Raw genomic sequence first — 17,154 nt, forward strand, 5'->3', positions numbered from 1 at the left:
CGAACTCGACTCATCAATTGATATTTCACTCTTCATCATCTAACTCGAGCCCCGCTTGACGCAGTTTTTCGGCCAATTTTTCCGCGCGGAGTCTTTCGCGATCGGCCCGTTGGCGTTCTTGTTCTACTCGTTCTTCCGACCACAGCAACAACTCGCCTTCAGGATTCCACCACCTGAACCAACAGCCTGTCCTTCCTTCGTGGGTTCCTTCCCAAATACCTAAAAACAAGTCTAATCCCGGTATCCAATAACGTCCGTTTTCATCTGCTTTTTGCAAGTTGTAGTGTTCTGATTCTAAAGCGTAAACTTCTAAATGAGCTGTTTTCGCTCGGAATATGACGTATCGGGGGACTTTGATTACTTGCTCGTAAAAATACCACTTTCCCACCCGCGAGGTAAATTCAACGGAGTATTCTTCTCCATAGGTTTCTGAAAGAAATTCCATCACGATTTGGGGGATGGTTCCTTCTGTGTGTGGCGTGTAACTGCGGCGGACTTGCGAGACATTTTTTGGATTGACGGGTTTCACGTACATCCAATCTGGTGCTTTGCAGATAATACGCTGTTCGTCGCTGCTTGAACCTGGGAAACTTATGCCGGCACACAAGGCAAAGTTGCAAACAATTAAGGCATCCTGCATTAATTCAGGAAATCCTGTTAGCGGCTGGCGCAAAGCGGCGGCTAATAATGGTTGGCTTTCGTCTTCTACGGGGTCGTCTGGTAGTTGGAAATCTTGTGGTAGTAGCGGCCAGGTGATTGTGAGTTTTGTTTCTGGGTTTTTAGTTGCTACAGACATAGTTTATCAGAGGTTAAATGTTTTAATGCTTAAATTATATCTCTTGGTTTTTGGGATTAATGTTAATGGCTTAATGACGAGGCAGAGCCTCTGGATATGCGTTACCGGGCAGAGTCAATTAGTAACGACTTAAGCCGACAGTCCGCCAGGGGTTGAAACCCCTGGCTAATAGCGAAAGTCCTCTGAAGAGGACTGAGAAGAAAACTGTTAAAATAATTAGTCCTCTTCAGAGGACTTTAGCTTTGAGGCAGGGAATTCATTCCCTGCCGGACTTAATATGCAGCTATGATCTTCTGCTGTAGCTCGTTTGTCATTGCTAGTAGTTCCGATTGGGCGATCGCACTTTGTTCGCCACTCGCCAACCACTTCAACTGTACCGTCTCGTTTTCAGCTTCCGCATCTCCCAAAACTAAACACGCAACCGCACCGCTTCTGTCGGCTCTTTTAAACTGTTTCCCGAAAGCACTAGCGCTCAAATCTATCTCTACACTAAACCCGGCACTTCGCAATTTTTGAGCTAACAATACCGATTGCTGTTCTGCTTTTTCGCCCCTGGATACCAAATAAAAATCCAACTTGGGCGCGGGCAAAGGTTGCAACTTTTGCAGCAGAATAATCAACCTTTCGATACCCATTGCCCAACCGACTGCAGGCGTATCTGGGCCACCCAATTCTTTTACTAAACCGTCGTAGCGGCCGCCTCCGCAAACTGTGGCTTGCGCTCCCAAATCGTCGGAGATAATTTCAAATGCGGTGTAGGTATAGTAATCTAAACCGCGCACTAATCGGGGATTTAACTGATAACTAATTCCTAAATTTGTGAGCATCTGCTGCACTTGCTCGAAGTGATCTCGCGATTCCTCTCCCAAATATTCTAAAATGCTAGGCGCACCAGCTACAATTTCTTGAGTCCGCTGATTTTTGCTGTCCAATATCCGCAGCGGATTGCGAGTCAAGCGGTCTTGAGAATCGGCGTCTAATTCGTCTTTGTGCGGTGTAAAATAATCTATTAATGCTTGCCGATAATTTTGTCTGTCTTGCTTATTTCCGACGGAATTAATATCGAGACGCAAATTTTTTAAACCGAGAGTTTGCAGGATATCACAGGCGATCGCAATTACTTCGACATCCGCACGAGGATTCGCACTCCCCAAGACTTCCACGCCAATTTGATTGAACTGCCGCTGTCTTCCCTCTTGCGCGCGTTCGTAGCGAAACATCGGCCCAGCATACCACAGACGCTGCACGTCTCCCGCTGCGTACAAACTGTTTTGAATAAAAGCTCGCACTACTCCGGCGGTGCCTTCTGGGCGCAAAGTAGTCGATCGATCGCCCTTATCTTTAAAAGTGTACATTTCTTTGCCTACAACATCGGTAGCTTCGCCGATGCCGCGTTCAAATAAAGATGTCTGTTCAAATATCGGCGTCCGAATTTCCCGATAAGCCGCTTTTTTCAAAATTGTTCTAGCCACTTCTTCGACATTTTGCCAATATCGAATTTCATCGGGCAAAATATCTCGCGTTCCCGTTAAAGTTTTAATTGCACTCATTTTGTTAGTCAGTAGTCAGTAGTCAGTAGTCAGTAGTCAGTAGTCATTAGTCATTAGTCCGCAGTCATTAATCATTAGTCAGTAGTTATTAGTTAACAGTCAACAGTCAACAGCTAACAATTCCCAATAACTAAGGACTTAATAATTCCCAGGCTCCGTAACGATCGCCATAATAAGCCAAAATGCGATCGACCCGCTCGCGACCTGCCAAATCGAACGCTTCAGGATACTGTATCCACAAACCCCCAATTTGGCTGTCGCTGTAATCAAACCGCTGCGACTGCTGCGGGATTAAACCGGTTTGCACCCCTTCAACTTGACGCAAATGGGTCGCCACTTCGCGATACACCGCCAGCGGCAATCCAGGGGATTGAATGTGATAGCGGAGTTGTTTTTCTTGTGCCGTTTGCATCATTTCTTTGCCTGTACCCAACCAGAAACCCTACTTAAGATACTTCTTTATCGATCGGTCGCGGTAGAGGACAGCAGTTAATATTGTCCAAACATACCTTTCCCCACTGCAACGCCCAGCGTACAAGGGTAACTCGATTGTCAGCGCGCGTCTTGTTCAAGATATTGCTAATGTGGTTGTCAACTGTACGCTTGCTAATCTCTAACTTTTCGGCAATTTTCTCATTAGTCAATCCCGCCGCTACTAACTCTACCACTTGCAATTCTCTGTCCGACAGGGTGACAGGGGTTCCAGAGACAATCCCACTCATAAATTTTTCCTATGTCTGCATATTTACCTATCTACAATTCTAGAGGATGAGGGATGAAGTATGAAGAGAAAATTAAATTTGCTGTGCTACTCTTTCGGGGCCGAAGCACCAACTCGCTTGCAGAATCGCAAAAAGTGCAAACTCAGCGCCGACACAGCATGACCCGCACCGACTTGCACTGCTGGCACCGGAGGGCGGCGGGTGAGCCCTTTACCTGCGCGCATCTGGCATCCGGGCCAAACCCGCAGGTGTTTTCAGGTAAAACAACTGATACGCCCGCACTGCACTTGTGCGTTGAGCGAGTAACTGCCAGTATCAATAAGTCTGATATTATCGAAAAATTGGGTCTAAAACCTCCCCCTTCTAGGGGGACTTTACTTTTGTTTCACTTTAGCTTACCATAGCAAATATAGTTTGGTAAGTGCAATGTTAAAAGCCTGCAAGTACAGAATCTATCCGACTCAAGAGCAATCTATATTGCTTGGTAAGTCGTTTGGATGTGTACGGTGGTTTTACAATTTTGCGCTTAACCTAACCAGTGAAACTTACAAAGCAACAGGTAAGGGTTTAAGTCGAAACGACATCATTAATTTGTTACCTTCGCTAAAAAAAGAATATGAATGGTTAACAGAACCACCTTCACAATGTTTACAGCAAGTAGCATTGGATTTGTCTAGTGGTTTTTTGAACTTTTTTGAGAAACGGGCTAAATACCCAAATTTTAAGAAAAAGGGACAAAAGCAATCTATCCGATTTCCACAAGGAATTAAATTAGATGGCGACTATCTCACGTTGCCTAAACTAGGTAAGGTTTACTGCAAAGTATCTCGATTGCTCGAAGGGAAGTTAAAATCTGTTACCGTATCGCTAAATCCATCAGGTGAATACTACGCCGCTTGTCTCTACGATGATGGTAAAGATAAGCCTGTTTCATCATCAGAGGGAAAAGCTATTGGTATAGACATGGGGATAAATTATTATGCAATTACGTCCGACGGGACTAAGCATGGCAACCCCAAATATTACCGTAAATATGAAGTTAAATTAGCCAAGAGACAAAAGCAACTTAGTCGCAAACAAAAAGGGTCTAGCAATCGTAAAAAAGCACGGATTAAAGTTGCTAAAGTGCCTTCAAAAATCACCAGATGTCGTGAAGATTTTCTCCAAAAAGTAAGTCGTAAATTAGTTGACGAAAACCAAGTCATAATTGTAGAAAATCTGGCAGTTAGAAACATGGTAAAAAATTCCAAACTAGCTAAATCAATCAGTGATGCTGGATGGGGTAAATTTTGCACCATGTTGAAGTATAAGTCAGAGTGGGAGGGAAGAATCTATATCGAAATCGATAGATTTTTCCCCAGTTCCAAAACTTGTAGTAACTGTTTACATCAACTAGATAACCTGAGTTTAGATATTCGTAGCTGGCAATGTCCCAAATGTCAAACGGTACATGACAGAGACATTAACGCCGCCATGAATATCCGCGATGAAGGTTTACGACTTTTGGCGGGAGGGCATCTCGCTAACGCTTCCAGACGACGTGTAAGACCATCTAAAGGCACTGCTTTTAGAGGCAACGTTGGATGAAGGAAGAATCTCGGCCGTTTTACGGCGGGGAGTTGTCAAAGGAGCAGCCATTAAAAAATAGCTTGCAATTTTTCTGAGATGGGTTAAAAATAATTATTGGCCTGTCTACTGCTGGTCTAAAATCTAAAATGTAAAATCTAAAATTGATATGACTTATCCTCGCGTTCTGTGTCTGGGTGAAGTTTTATTTGATTGTTTAGCAGACAAACCAGGAGTATCTCTCGAAGAGGTAGAATCTTGGACGGCATATCCCGGCGGTGCTCCTGCTAATGTTGCCTGTGCTTTGGCTAAATTGGGGACGGCGGCGGGATTTATCGGTGCTGTAGGTGGGGATGAATTGGGGAATTCTCTAGTGCAGGTATTGCAAGAAATAGGGGTTGATACCGCTGGAGTGCAGCGACATCCAAGTGCGCCGACGCGGCAAGTTTATGTCTTGCGGAATGAAGCGGGCGATCGATCTTTTGCCGGTTTTGGCGAATTTGATACTGCGGATTTTGCAGACACCCGCCTCCTTGCTGCACAACTACCCGAAGTGCTGTTTGAAAATGCCGAATATTTAGTGCTAGGCACTTTAGAATTAGCTTACCCTGAAAGTCGAGAGGCGATCGTCCGAGCGATCGAACTAGCAGAACAGTACGACGTTAAAATTATACTTGACATCAATTGGCGTCCCGTGTTTTGGCCAAATCCAGACGAAGCAAAAGCGCCCATTAGAAAAATATTAAAAAAAGTTGATTTTGTCAAGCTATCCGAGGAAGAAGCCGAATGGTTGTTTGACACTACCGATGCTGGAGCTATTACCTACCGTCTCGATTCCGTAGAAGGCGTTTTGGTTACTGCAGGCGAGAAAGGTTGCGCCTATTGTATCTCGGAAAATGAAGGAAAAATCCCCGCATTTACAGTAGATGTTGAGGATACAACAGGTGCCGGCGACGGTTTTCTGGCTGGTTTTGTCAGCCAATTATGCAAGGTGGGAATTAAGAGTTTAGCCACTCCAGAAATAACCAAAAAAGTTGTAACTTATGCGAGTGCGGTAGGTTCGATGACAGCGATGAAACCGGGTGCAATTGCGGCTCAACCAACCGCCGCTGAAGTAGAAGCTTTCTTGTATTTGTACAAAAATTAGCAGGCGAAACCTCTCTCCCGGAAACGGAGAGGGGGCTAAATTTGGTTCAGAAACTCGGTTGCTAGGAAAAAAATAACTGTTAAGCTGTTGGGCATTTAAAAGAGGATAGTAGGGTGCGGAGCGTACATAAGTATTTCCCATATCCCGCCAGTGTTCTAGCTGACGCACCCTACCTCTATCGTTATTGGTTTAAATGTGTAACAGCTTATACTAAATCCGAGTTAAAAACCCTCGCTAAGACTCGCCGTTTGAAATAGCTACTATACAAACTCTCGCCCTAGTTAAGAGGGAGTAAGAAATAAACTGGTATTTAAGCCCGATTTAGTATTATATAGCAATCCTCGCATCAGTTGTAAAAATATGTAGGGGTAGTGCTACCCCTACTCCCCGTGCCTACCCCCCACGGATCGGGGCAACCGGGCGTGGGTTTTGCCCCTACAACAATTACACAATTCATTTAGAATCGCTATAGCAATCCTAAATCATTCTCATAATTATTGTAGGGGCAATCCCCCCGTGGTTGCCCTATAGATAGGGGGTAGGCACGGGGGCACTACCCCTACAAATTTATCTGAATCATTTAGAATCGCTATAGGTTTTATTGTGGGCAATTAACCACACATCATATCATGTCCGGTCGATTACCCTGATTCCTGTAGGGGCGGGTTCACCAATAATATTTGCCAAAAACACACAATCTCAAAAACCCGCCCCGGCAATTGTATTATGGGCGATCGATCGGACATGATATAATTTGGCGCACGATTAACTCTAGTGGCTGCGAAGCATCTATGATAATTGCATCTTGTGGTTCTTCGAGACTGTCTAACTGACTTAAAAGCAAGTCTGCTTTCATGTAGTGGTTTTCGCGAGTTTTTAACCTTGTGGCTAATAGCTGAAAAGAACATTTTAGATAAACTATCTTCATGCGCTTTGGGTCTCGGTAGAGCAGTTCGCGGTAAGATGTTTTTAAAGCAGAACAAGCCAAAACTACATTTTTATTTTCTAACAGCCACCTGTCTATTGCAGCTTGCAATTGTAATAGCCAAGGAAGGCGATCCGCATCTTCTAAAGGAATGCCCCGACTCATTTTATCGATATTAGCTGATGGGTGAAAATCGTCGGCATCGCTGAAATCCCAATTGAGAGATTGCGCCAGCAACTTGCCAACAGTAGTTTTGCCGGAACCGGAGACTCCCATCACGATCGTAATCATGGCACTTATTTACCGAATACTTGGAACTTTATCGAGTTGTGCGATCGAGAAACCGGGTTTCTTAAGTGGCCCGATGAATCATACAATTATAAACAATTTAACAAACCCAGCCTATTTCTAATTCTAGATCAAGTTTCTTATAGAGTGGGTCTAATGAATTCCGAATAATTAACTTGACTTCTTCCCTAATTATGCGATCGTAATTTTACTGATAGTTGCTGATTATCCGATCGCACTTGCAGCTACAACATCACTGCTAACAGGCTGGTACATCGGGCCTTGGAAAGGGCGAAAGCCTTGCTGGCAATCGGCAGTCATCTTGCACAGCAAGCGGAACTGTAGCGGCGTTGGGGGTTGATTGAGGCGATCGACTTCTACGCGAACCAATTCTGGATGCTGCGAAATAATTTCAAAAATATCATCCACCAGATAGCGCTGACAATAGCCGACAATCCAGTGATCTTTAGTACACAGAAGCAGACGGGAAGGGCGCGGATTTTTAAATTCGTGGGCTAAATACAAAAGTTCGCCCACTTGAAGCCGATGAATCCGTTCAATTGCCGACTTGGAAAGGTATCGCAGTCCATCTGCAAAAAAATGGATACAGTAACGTCCATTTTCATCTGGTTCGGGACAAGGGAACACCTCAAATTTATCAGTTGCCCGTTTGCCTCCGCTGCGCGCCAATAAAGCAATTGGGTCATGTTCGTGTTCAGGGATATTCAACCACTGCACAAATTCAGGGTACTCAGGGCGCGATCGCGCCATCACTCGATTAGAAAACAACGCAAACAGTTTCTGTGAAGTGTAAACATTATTGAAATCCGGGAAAGATGGCAAAGGTTGAAACCCGCACTTAAGTTTAGCTTCTAGAACACCATTTGTATAATTGAACTGGTATTCTTTACCGTTAAATGTCAATCGACCAATCGGAAACCAAGAACCGCTGTCCGGGCTTTGCCAAGCCAAAAATAGTGTTTTCAAAGTAAATCTCCTGTCAATTCAAGTAGGGTGTGCACCTTATGTTTACTTTGAACTAAGAATATTTTTTTGCAATTTTTGCCGAGTTTTACCGTCGATTATCTCTTTGCCAACATTGGGTTTGCTGACATTAACTCGGACAAAATCGATATCATCTTTTTCGGTAAATTTGCGATCGCCATCGGAGTCTTTTCTAATTGTAACAAAAATACCGCCGCTCTTTTTATCAAATACCCAACTCATTAACTGGGTATCGGGCGGAGCGATTGCCTGAAGCGATTTGCCTGCCAAGTTAGATAAATATCCAACGATCGCGTCTGCATCGTCAAGTTTGCCATCAGCATTTGTGTCGCTATCTATGATATGAAACAACAGCAATTGATTCTGAGGCTTGCTGGATACTTTTTTTGAGGGATTTTGCTTCGGTTGATTTGTTTGTTCATTTTGATGGCTGGGATTTTCTATATCTTTTTTACCTGGCAAATATTCAAATTTAGATATTAACGCTTTTCTATTTAATAGAATATTAGATTCTCCGTTAGTTTTGTTATAAAAAATCATATTATAACCAATCATACGACGGCCCCTTGAAAAACTTAATTTTGATGAGATAGGATTGTGTCCAGATTTTTTTTCATCGCTAGATAAGATAACTGGAATCATAATATATTCTGATTCAGAGTCAACGATTAAATCGCCATAAGCAATCTGTGGCTGTGGCTTTTCTGCTTTCTTTTGTGCCCGAGTTACTGTCTTCGTTGCACTGCATGATATGGTAATAGCAATTAGGGCAAATGTGGTAGCCACTTTACGGAAAATATTATGATCGATCATGACTTTTTAGATTTGACATCGATATTTATTTTCATTTTATTCTAACTAGCCGATCGCTGTCACGTTCAGCGATAGGTAAATCCATCTAAAAAAACAGAATACCCAGATCCTCGACTTCTTTAAGAAGTGGAGGATCTAAGATTCTAAACATCGCTAACAACTTCTAACACAGGAATTCGCGCGGATCTGTGACATACCCAGTCAGCGCAGAAGCCGCCGCCGTATAAGGCGAAGCTAGATAAACTTGCGCTTCTTTATTCCCCATGCGGCCGGGGAAATTCCGGTTAGTTGTAGATACACAAATTTCTGGTTCGTTCATCCGCCCAAAAGTATCTTTCGGGCCGCCCAAACAAGCGGCGCAAGAAGGCGCTGCGGGTTCGATGCAGCCGGCAGCTAAGAAGATTTCCGAAAGGGTTTGACCATCGTATTTTGTGACAAACAAATCTTCGTAAACTTTCTGAGTTGCTGGTACTAAATAAGTCGGAACTTTGACTTGATTTCCTTTCAGAATGCGGGCGGCATTCAGAAAGTCGGAGGTTTTGCCGCCGGTGCAGGAACCGATGTAAACTCGATCGATCTTGACATCGCGGCAGTTGCGGGCTAAGTCGCGGTTGTCGGGAGAGTGCGGTTTGGCGACAACTGGTTCTAATTGGGTGACATCGTAGGTGCGATCGCTATAAAATTTAGCATCCCCATCGCTGTAAAATGAATCGAAGGCTTTATCAGTCCGCGAAGTAACGTAATCAAACGTAGTTTTGTCCGGCGCAACCGTGCCGTTTTTACCGCCAGCTTCAATCACCATATTGCACAGCGTCATCCGTTCTTCCATCGTCAAACGCTCAACTGTATCGCCCGCAAATTCCATTGTCCGGTAGTTAGCACCGGCAACGCTAATATCACCAATAATCTGCAAAATTAGGTCTTTTGCTAACAAATAATCCGGCAGTTCACCGTTGAACACAAAGCGCATGGTTGCGGGAACTTTGATTAACAGTTTGCCGGTTCCCATGATAAAAGCCGCGTCTGTATTGCCGATACCGGTGGCAAATTGTCCGAAAGCGCCGGCATTGCAGGTGTGGGAATCGGTGCCGAAGAGCACTTCCCCTGGTCTGGTGTGGCCTTCTTGTGCTAGGGCGATGTGGCAAACTCCTTTGTAGTCGGGATTTGCTTTGAAGTCCGATCGATCCGTGATGTCGTAAAAGTATTTTATCCCTTGTTCTTTGGCAAAATCGCGGAGAATATCGACGTTGCGGTTAGCGCGTTCGTCGTTCGTGAAAATGTAGTGGTCAGGAATGAGGACGATTTTGTCAGGGTTCCAGACTTTAGCATTCTCACCGAATTCGCGTTTGAAAACGCCGATGGTGCCGGGCCCGCAGACATCGTGGGTCATCAACACGTCTGTTTCTACCCAAATATTTTCTCCGGGCTCGACTTTAGTGCGGCCTGATGCTTTGGCTAATATTTTTTCGGTCAGAGTCATTCCCATAGTGCGATCGCTCTTTTTTATTAGATGCTACATAGTGTATTGTACGAAATATCGCCTGATGTTGAGAGGAAATTTATTATGAATATGAGCGTCTTCTCCTCAAAGTGGGAGTACGCCTGATTGTGAAGTTATTGTTCATCCGCCAAAAACTTATTTAGTCAAGCGCCAGCGAACTATTAGTTTTAATGAAAGGTCAAGGAAAGTTTATTGCAGTATTAGTAGACTTATAAAATCCCACTTTTTCACTAGGATTAAAGGCTATAAAGATTTAGCTTCGCCAATCCCAAATACCGAACACCTTCCGGTGTCACGTCAAACCGACAAGGCAAAACCTCTACACCTTCACTTATAGCCTGTCTGAACAATTCTCCGTAAAGGCGATCGGCACTATCCCCCGGAGCAAAATCCGTACAATCCCCGCGATTAATAAAATACAGCATTACAGCTCTCGAGCCCTGCCGCACCACTTCCATTAATTCCCGCAAATGTTTCTGTCCCCTCTCCGTAACTGTATCGGGAAATAAAGCCAACTCCTCTTTTACCCAAGTTGTATTTTTCACTTCCAGAAAAATCGGTTTTTCCTCACCAGTTAGCCAAAAATCCACTCGACTTTTTTTATCAGTGCCGTAAACAACCTCCGGTTGAATTAAACTGTAATTGCCCAACTCTGGAAACAATTTCAATTCCAAAGCTAATTTAACTACTCGATTGGGTAGCCCAGTATTAACTCCCACCCAAGTTGGCACAGTGTCGCAAACTTTAATTAATTCCCAAGTATAAGCTAACTTGCGTTTAGGATTGTCGCTGGGAGATACTAGCACTGGATTGCCGGGAATCAAAACACCTGTCATCGGGCCCGTATTCGGACAGTGCGCGGTGATGATTTCTCCCGAATCTAGTTCTATTTCGGCAAAAAATCGCTTGTAACGTTTGATGAGAATTCCGGGTAAAAGAGGAGGATATTTGTAAATTAAGTCAGTCATTCGATTTGAGGTTTTAGATTTTAGATTTTAGAGTGAGGCATCATAGCATGAAACGACGGTTTGTAGTAAGGACTTTAGTCCTGCATTCTTTGTTTCATATCCTTAGCAGCTAAAGCATAACCTCCATCAGCACCGTCTATAAAATGCACTTGGCGACCGTTGCGTTCAAACACCAGACAAGTCATCAACGCTCTGTCAGAAACGTGCAAACCGTAAACCAGCTTGCCTTCTCGGTAATTCCTTTCCAAGTACCCCGTCAATTTTTTTCGCCGCCACTCATTGCCCGAAATTACCATTCTCAACATATCATCAAATTTGCGGTAATCCGTAGCTGCGATCGCAATATCTTTATAAACTCCCCAATCTAACTCTTCTGTCTTAACCTTCAAATTCATTAGTAGCGAACCAAGCGCCGTCTCTAACTGTATTTTTGATAAATACATCTGGCGGTCTAACCAACTAGCATTGCTCGCCCTAACTAGAGTTTCTTTAATCAGCTTGGTGCTATTAAGTGTCAATTTAAGGTTTTTACTATCGATAGGATTTAAACAATTTTCCTTGCCGTAAATGTAGTTAATTTTTTTGATAATTTTTCTATATAATTGATGACTTTGCTGACCAAAATCTTCTCGCACCATTACCAGCAGCGTTACTATTTCCCCATACTTGCTGGGAATATCCTGCCACCGGCATTCCAATCCCGAAAAATCGGCTGTTGCAGAAATGCCCTTATTTTTAATACTGTAAATATTACCAGGCGCCGGATCTTTAATAAGTTCAGTAGCACGAGTTAAGCCGCCGCCACTAAAAACAGCTTGGCTGTAATTTTCTGAAACTTTAAACTTAGCTATTTTAACCGGATAATTAGCTGCCACAACTTGAACCGGGACGGCCCCAACTCGCAAATCCATGTCAAATTGAGTCTTAGCCATTTGTTGAGTGGCCAGCAAAGCAATCTTAGCAGCGGGTAAAAGCGATGGCCCCATTAAAAGAGAAGCGCCGTCGCCACCAAACACAAACGGAATCTCAGTTTTGCCGGCGATATTCAAAACAGCAACGATCGAACAAGCCCCCAATAAGTTAACTTCTTTGTATTTTCCCGCTTCAATCGCTTTTGTAGAACCGCGAATATCTGTGACAACAATGTACCAATCATCAGGTACGTCAACAAAATTACCCAGATCGGTAATCTTGATAAAATTGTTCAGTAAAGGTAATTGGGAATAGAAGTTTTCTGAATTCATGTTATCATTCTCCCGATTCGCGATTAAAATAAGTGAATCCTTTTAGCATTAGCGTTTGTAACCATTTGTGTCCCAATTACAGAAGCCCTCTCGTTCCCTCGCAGGGATTGCCGGCATTGTCGCACTCGCCACTCTAATTAGCAAAGTCTTTGGATTGGTGCGCCAAATTGCGATCGCCGCAGCCTTTGGAGTCGGTGTCGCCGTCGATGCCTACAACTACGCCTACGTCATCCCTGGTTTCTTATTTATTTTGCTCGGAGGGATTAACGGGCCATTTCACAGCGCCATAGTCAGTGTTTTAGCCCGCCGGGATAAAAAAGAAGCAGCACCCTTAGTCGAGACTATCACCACCTTAGTCGGCGGCTTGTTGCTGTTGGTGACGATCGCTTTAGTTATTTTTGCCGATCCGCTGATTGATTTGGTGGCACCGGGATTAAATAGAACAGCAGAAGGTTTACAAATTAAAGCAATTGCCGTCCAGCAATTTCGGATTATGGCGCCGATGGCATTACTTTCAGGCTTAATCGGCATTGGTTTCGGCACTCTCAACGCTGCCGATATGTACTGGCTTCCTTCGATTAGCCCTTTATTTTCTAGCGTTGCACTTGTCGGCGGTTTGGGGATTCTCGCAATGCAACTCGGAGACAAAATAACTCAGCCAGAATTCGCACTAATGGGCGGCTTAGTGTTAGCTTGGGGAACTTTAGCGGGCGCAGTTTTGCAGTGGTTGGTGCAACTGGTGGCGCAGTGGCGCGCCGGCTTGGGAACATTGCGTTTGCGGTTTAATTTTAAACGGCCGGGAGTGCAAGAAGTAATTAAGGTGATGGTTCCTGCGACCTTATCATCAGGAATGCTACAAATTAATGTTTATACTGACCTATTTTTCGCATCCTACATCCCTCAAGCTGCCTCTGCGATGGGTTACAGCGGCTTGTTAGTTATGACGCCTTTAGGCATTATTTCTAATGTAATTTTAGTGCCCTTTCTGCCGATATTTTCTCGCCTCACCGATCCGAGAGATTGGCCGGAATTAAAAGCTCGAATTCGTCAATCTTTAATTTTGACTGCCCTTACGATGCTGCCCCTGAGCGCTTTAATGGTAACGCTGGCTGAGCCGATCGTCCGCGTGGTTTACGAACGCTATGCTTTCGATCGAGAGGCCTCGGAGTTTGTCACGCCGATCTTGATGGCTTACAGTATTGGAATGTTTGTGTATTTGGGACGCGACGTTTTGGTACGGGTATTTTACGCTTTGGGAGACGGAGAAACCCCTTTTCGCATCAGTATTATCAATATCTTTTTAAACGGTCTTTTGGATTATTTGTTAGTAGGAGCCTTTGGCGCGCCCGGATTAGTTTTGGCGACGGTGGGAGTGAATCTTATTTCGATGATTATGCTTTTGTACTGTTTAAATAAAAAGCTGGGTGGCCTGCCTTGGGGGGAGTGGAGTTTGCCTTTTCTGGGGTTAACTTCTGGCAGTTCTCTAACTGCTTTCGTTACCTTGGCTACTCTGCAAGCGTGTCAAAGAGTTTTGGGTACTGAAGGTTTGGTAATTCAATTAGTGCAGTTGAGTGTGGCAAGTTTTGTAGGGTTAGGGGTTTTTGCCCTGTTTGTCAGTCAGATGAAGTTGCCGGAAGTTGATATGTTTGTCGATCGCATTCGCGGTCGTTTTCGCAAATAAACATCCGAAATTGGCTGCAGATTCCAGGAATCAACAAAAGTACGCGCGTGCGAAGCTATCCCGTAGGGAATCGCCCGTTGAGTAAAAAAAGACCATAAAGGGCGATCGTCCTTAAATCCAAATCAACACTCATCCGCGTCCATCCGCGTAAATCCGCCACCATCTGCGGTCAAAAATTCCAGAGTAATTAACAAAGGCGATGTCTAGATTCTCAAGATATCGTCAACCTTTATGCTGTCTGGCAAAATAGCCAATAAAATTCCGCTAAAACAAATAAACCCTCATACCCACAGCCTCTCTTGGATGCCTAAATTATGTCCTCATGGCAAAGATCCGACTTTTCCGACTTTAAGATCCGACTTTTCCGACTTTACAGAGGCAGGGGCCCGAAGCAACGATAGAGATAGAGATAGGGAAAGCCAACCCACGATGTCTAGATTGTAAAGATATCGTAAACCTGGATGTTGTGTTGGGAAGTGTTAAATAAAAGTATGCTATAAAAGATATGTCTGTGGTATGATACATTTAGGTTGCATCTCATGTTAAGGGAACCATTCCGCCACGAGGCCAGTGAACTCCCACTTCATATCAGGACTACCCCGATCAGGCTCTACTTTACTGGCTGCACTACTACGACAAAATCCCCGGTTTCATGGTGCTATGACATCCCCTCTTGGGGGCGCAAGCTGAGCGAATGTTCTCAGCCATGACCGAAGATAATGAGTTTTCCATATTTATTTCCCCTGAACAAAAACAGGCACAGCCTATTACCACCCGCCAACTGATCGAGAAGTGATCACCGACACCAATCGCCGGTGATGCAGCAAATTGTCATTAATTCTGGAACTATTTCCCGAAGCCAAAGTTATCTACTGTGTCAGAAACATCGCTTGAATTATGGACTGTATCGAGCTACTAATTCGCGGTAACGCCTTTGATGTTTCCAGGTTATTTAATCCTCCAGCGGAACGGGCTAACAATTTTACCGCCCGATTTATTTAAGCAAGAGAACTAATAAGCTGTTCGGCATTTAAAGGACTTGCGTAAGGTGCGTCAGCATCTAAGGTTTTCCGTTTCAGCGTAAGGGTTCGCGAATGACGCACCCTACTAGCCTCGTTACTGGTTTAAATGCTCCACAGCTTAAATTATTCAGTCCTCATAGCGAGCACTTAAGATTTGAGGCGGGGGTTTCAACCCCGGCCGGACTTGGATGTAAACAATATATAGATATTAAGGATGTCAGGAATTATGAACCTACCAATCGCGAACAAGCAACTTATTTTCGTTGACTCCTCTGTACAAGATTATCAAAGCCTGATCCAAGGCGCAGATGCTAACGCCAAAATAGTCATTTTAGATGACAAGCGTAGTGGCCTTGAACAAATTACCCACGCACTGGCGGGGGAAAGTGATATTGCGGCAGTTCACGTAGTTTCTCACGGTAGTTCCGGCACGCTAAATCTGGGTACAGATATATTTAATAAAGAACTGTTAGAAAAAAAACTCGAACACTTGCAACAGTGGGGAAAGGCTCTCTCTTCAAACGCCGATTTCCTTTTATATGGTTGCAATGTTGCAGCAGGCGCGATCGGACTTGCTTTCATTCATCGCATTGCCGAAATCACCCGCGCAAATGTCGCAGCTTCTAGCACAAAAATAGGGAACATCAGACTAGGAGGAAACTGGAACTTAGACGTACAAATCGGCAAAATAGCTGCTTGGCTACCATTCCAACCCGCAGCGCTATCAGCTTACAGTGGCGTGTTAGCTACCTATACCGTTCTGCCAGGAGATGTCTCAAATACGGGTTCCGGTTTGAATGGAGGATTACTTTGGGCAATTAACCAAGCTAATAGCACAGCAGCAAATGATATTATTAACCTAGCTTCCGGCAGTACCTACACCCTAACAGCTCTGAACAATACAACCGGAGGCAATAATGGTTTACCAGTAATTTTAGGTACCAGCACTGGTGGCACATTAACAATTACTGGCAATGGAGCCACAATTACACGCAGCGGAGCAGCACCCAGTTTCCGCATCTTCAATGTTAACTCCAGCGGTAACTTAACCCTAGATAATCTTACTGTTAGTAATGGTCTAACTTCAGCAGGCGGTTCTGCCGGGGGACTATACCTTAATAGCGGTGCTATAGCAACAATAAATAATAGCACGTTTAGCAACAATCAAGGTTTATCTGATGGAGGTGCAATTTTTAATGGCAGTGGTCAATTAACTATTAATAATAGCACTTTTACAGCTAATTCAGCGCAAGCAAGCGGCGCAGCTATTACTATGAGTGGTGGCACCGCAAACATCAGCAATTCAACATTTTCTGCTAATACCGCCAAAAATGATGGGGGAGCTATCATCACCTATAGCGGAGGAAATACCACGATTGTCAACTCAACAATTACAAATAATACGGCTGATAGTGATGCCAACAACACAGGGAACGGTGGTGGAGTTCTTAATGTAGGTGGAAGTGCAACGACAGTCAGAAATACCATTATTGCTGGAAACACTGATAGTTCTCCTACTACTAAAAACCCTGATGTAGCTGGTACATTCAGTGACGGGGGGGGGAATTTAATTGGTAATAATACAGGGAGCACCAGCTTTACAACGAGTACCAAAGTAGGCACAAGTGGAAGTCCCCTCAATCCTCTCTTAAATGCCCTAGCTAACAATGGTGGCCCTACTCAAACCCATTCTTTGCAAGCCGGTAGCCCAGCCCTTGATGCTGGTAATAACGCTAACGCCAGTAGTTTAACCTTAGATCAGCGCGGGACAGGTTACAGCCGAATCGTGAATAGTACAGTTGATATCGGTGCCTATGAAGATCAAACACCTGACACCACACCACCGACAGCCACCACTTTCACCCCCGCAGATAACGCCACCGGTGTTGCAGTTGCTGCTGATTTAGTCGTCACCTTGAGTGAAGC

The 17,154-nt window shown here is 44.3% G+C and carries 15 protein-coding genes; 5 read left to right on the top strand and 10 right to left on the bottom strand.

Features of this window, described 5'->3' with window-relative positions:
- Nucleotides 1-25 precede the first annotated feature (25 nt).
- From QUB35_RS30340 to QUB35_RS30355, 4 genes are all read right to left on the bottom strand, one after another.
- The gene (locus QUB35_RS30340; protein ID WP_333145329.1) at nucleotides 26-796 is read right to left on the bottom strand and encodes a Uma2 family endonuclease; all 771 of its coding nucleotides are present in this window, start codon (nucleotides 794-796) and stop codon (nucleotides 26-28) included.
- A gap of 272 nt (nucleotides 797-1,068) precedes the next feature.
- The gene (gene hisS / locus QUB35_RS30345) at nucleotides 1,069-2,346 is read right to left on the bottom strand and encodes a histidine--tRNA ligase (RefSeq protein WP_333145330.1); all 1,278 of its coding nucleotides are present in this window, start codon (nucleotides 2,344-2,346) and stop codon (nucleotides 1,069-1,071) included.
- Nucleotides 2,347-2,476: 130 nt separating this feature from the next.
- A complete protein-coding gene (locus QUB35_RS30350; RefSeq protein ID WP_333145331.1) occupies nucleotides 2,477-2,758 on the bottom strand; it encodes a hypothetical protein in 282 nt (93 codons plus the stop codon).
- A gap of 34 nt (nucleotides 2,759-2,792) precedes the next feature.
- Nucleotides 2,793-3,068 carry a photosynthetic electron transport-dependent transcriptional regulator PedR gene (locus QUB35_RS30355; protein WP_006633901.1) on the bottom strand — a complete coding sequence of 92 codons (276 nt, stop codon included), beginning with the start codon at nucleotides 3,066-3,068 and terminating at the stop codon, nucleotides 2,793-2,795.
- Nucleotides 3,069-3,494: 426 nt separating this feature from the next.
- On the opposite strand from QUB35_RS30355, the gene QUB35_RS30360 reads away from it, so the two are divergent.
- On the top strand, nucleotides 3,495-4,655 hold the full coding sequence (locus QUB35_RS30360; RefSeq protein WP_333145332.1) for an RNA-guided endonuclease TnpB family protein: 1,161 nt from the start codon (nucleotides 3,495-3,497) through the stop codon (nucleotides 4,653-4,655).
- A 148-nt stretch (nucleotides 4,656-4,803) separates the two neighbouring features.
- Nucleotides 4,804-5,781, top strand: coding sequence for a carbohydrate kinase (locus QUB35_RS30365; RefSeq protein ID WP_333145334.1), 978 nt, complete (start codon nucleotides 4,804-4,806; stop codon nucleotides 5,779-5,781).
- Between the two features lie 724 nt (nucleotides 5,782-6,505).
- Here QUB35_RS30365 and QUB35_RS30370 read toward each other — a convergent pair.
- The 6 genes from QUB35_RS30370 to QUB35_RS30395 form a co-directional block, all read right to left on the bottom strand.
- On the bottom strand, nucleotides 6,506-6,997 hold the full coding sequence (locus QUB35_RS30370) for a gluconokinase (RefSeq protein WP_333145335.1): 492 nt from the start codon (nucleotides 6,995-6,997) through the stop codon (nucleotides 6,506-6,508).
- A 222-nt stretch (nucleotides 6,998-7,219) separates the two neighbouring features.
- Complete coding sequence (locus QUB35_RS30375; RefSeq protein ID WP_333145336.1) at nucleotides 7,220-7,981, bottom strand: DNA-binding protein; 762 nt, start codon at nucleotides 7,979-7,981, stop codon at nucleotides 7,220-7,222.
- 42 nt (nucleotides 7,982-8,023) lie between these two features.
- Nucleotides 8,024-8,812 (bottom strand): hypothetical protein, encoded by a 789-nt coding sequence (locus tag QUB35_RS30380; protein ID WP_333145337.1) that lies wholly within the window; start codon nucleotides 8,810-8,812, stop codon nucleotides 8,024-8,026.
- A 163-nt stretch (nucleotides 8,813-8,975) separates the two neighbouring features.
- Nucleotides 8,976-10,298 carry a 3-isopropylmalate dehydratase large subunit gene (locus QUB35_RS30385; RefSeq protein ID WP_333145338.1) on the bottom strand — a complete coding sequence of 441 codons (1,323 nt, stop codon included), beginning with the start codon at nucleotides 10,296-10,298 and terminating at the stop codon, nucleotides 8,976-8,978.
- 251 nt (nucleotides 10,299-10,549) lie between these two features.
- Nucleotides 10,550-11,281 carry a DNA/RNA nuclease SfsA gene (gene sfsA / locus QUB35_RS30390; RefSeq protein WP_333145339.1) on the bottom strand — a complete coding sequence of 244 codons (732 nt, stop codon included), beginning with the start codon at nucleotides 11,279-11,281 and terminating at the stop codon, nucleotides 10,550-10,552.
- A 74-nt stretch (nucleotides 11,282-11,355) separates the two neighbouring features.
- Nucleotides 11,356-12,525: a DUF3095 domain-containing protein gene (locus QUB35_RS30395; RefSeq protein WP_333145341.1), complete on the bottom strand. Its 1,170-nt coding sequence runs from the start codon at nucleotides 12,523-12,525 to the stop codon at nucleotides 11,356-11,358.
- Between the two features lie 67 nt (nucleotides 12,526-12,592).
- Here QUB35_RS30395 and murJ point away from each other — a divergent pair, with 67 nt between their 5' ends.
- The 3 genes from murJ to QUB35_RS30410 all read left to right on the top strand — a co-directional run.
- Entirely contained in the window at nucleotides 12,593-14,206 is a 1,614-nt protein-coding gene (murJ, locus tag QUB35_RS30400; RefSeq protein WP_333145342.1) for a murein biosynthesis integral membrane protein MurJ, read from the top strand.
- Between the two features lie 570 nt (nucleotides 14,207-14,776).
- Nucleotides 14,777-14,896, top strand: coding sequence for a sulfotransferase (locus QUB35_RS30405; RefSeq protein ID WP_333145343.1), 120 nt, complete (start codon nucleotides 14,777-14,779; stop codon nucleotides 14,894-14,896).
- Between the two features lie 558 nt (nucleotides 14,897-15,454).
- On the top strand, nucleotides 15,455-17,154 hold a 1,700-nt coding region (locus QUB35_RS30410; protein ID WP_333145344.1), incomplete at its 3' end, for a DUF4347 domain-containing protein.

Source organism: Microcoleus sp. B13-B6, assembly GCF_036705405.1.
Lineage (GTDB): Bacteria > Cyanobacteriota > Cyanobacteriia > Cyanobacteriales > Microcoleaceae > Microcoleus.

Coding starts and splice junctions, on each gene's coding strand:
- QUB35_RS30350 (WP_333145331.1), bottom strand. CDS start 2,758: ATGCAAACGGCACAAGAAAAACAACTCCGCTATCACATTCAATCCCCT.
- QUB35_RS30395 (WP_333145341.1), bottom strand. CDS start 12,525: ATGAATTCAGAAAACTTCTATTCCCAATTACCTTTACTGAACAATTTT.
- QUB35_RS30385 (WP_333145338.1), bottom strand. CDS start 10,298: ATGGGAATGACTCTGACCGAAAAAATATTAGCCAAAGCATCAGGCCGC.
- hisS (WP_333145330.1), bottom strand. CDS start 2,346: ATGAGTGCAATTAAAACTTTAACGGGAACGCGAGATATTTTGCCCGAT.
- QUB35_RS30380 (WP_333145337.1), bottom strand. CDS start 8,812: ATGATCGATCATAATATTTTCCGTAAAGTGGCTACCACATTTGCCCTA.
- sfsA (WP_333145339.1), bottom strand. CDS start 11,281: ATGACTGACTTAATTTACAAATATCCTCCTCTTTTACCCGGAATTCTC.
- QUB35_RS30355 (WP_006633901.1), bottom strand. CDS start 3,068: ATGAGTGGGATTGTCTCTGGAACCCCTGTCACCCTGTCGGACAGAGAA.
- QUB35_RS30360 (WP_333145332.1), top strand. CDS start 3,495: ATGTTAAAAGCCTGCAAGTACAGAATCTATCCGACTCAAGAGCAATCT.
- QUB35_RS30370 (WP_333145335.1), bottom strand. CDS start 6,997: ATGATTACGATCGTGATGGGAGTCTCCGGTTCCGGCAAAACTACTGTT.
- QUB35_RS30340 (WP_333145329.1), bottom strand. CDS start 796: ATGTCTGTAGCAACTAAAAACCCAGAAACAAAACTCACAATCACCTGG.
- QUB35_RS30365 (WP_333145334.1), top strand. CDS start 4,804: ATGACTTATCCTCGCGTTCTGTGTCTGGGTGAAGTTTTATTTGATTGT.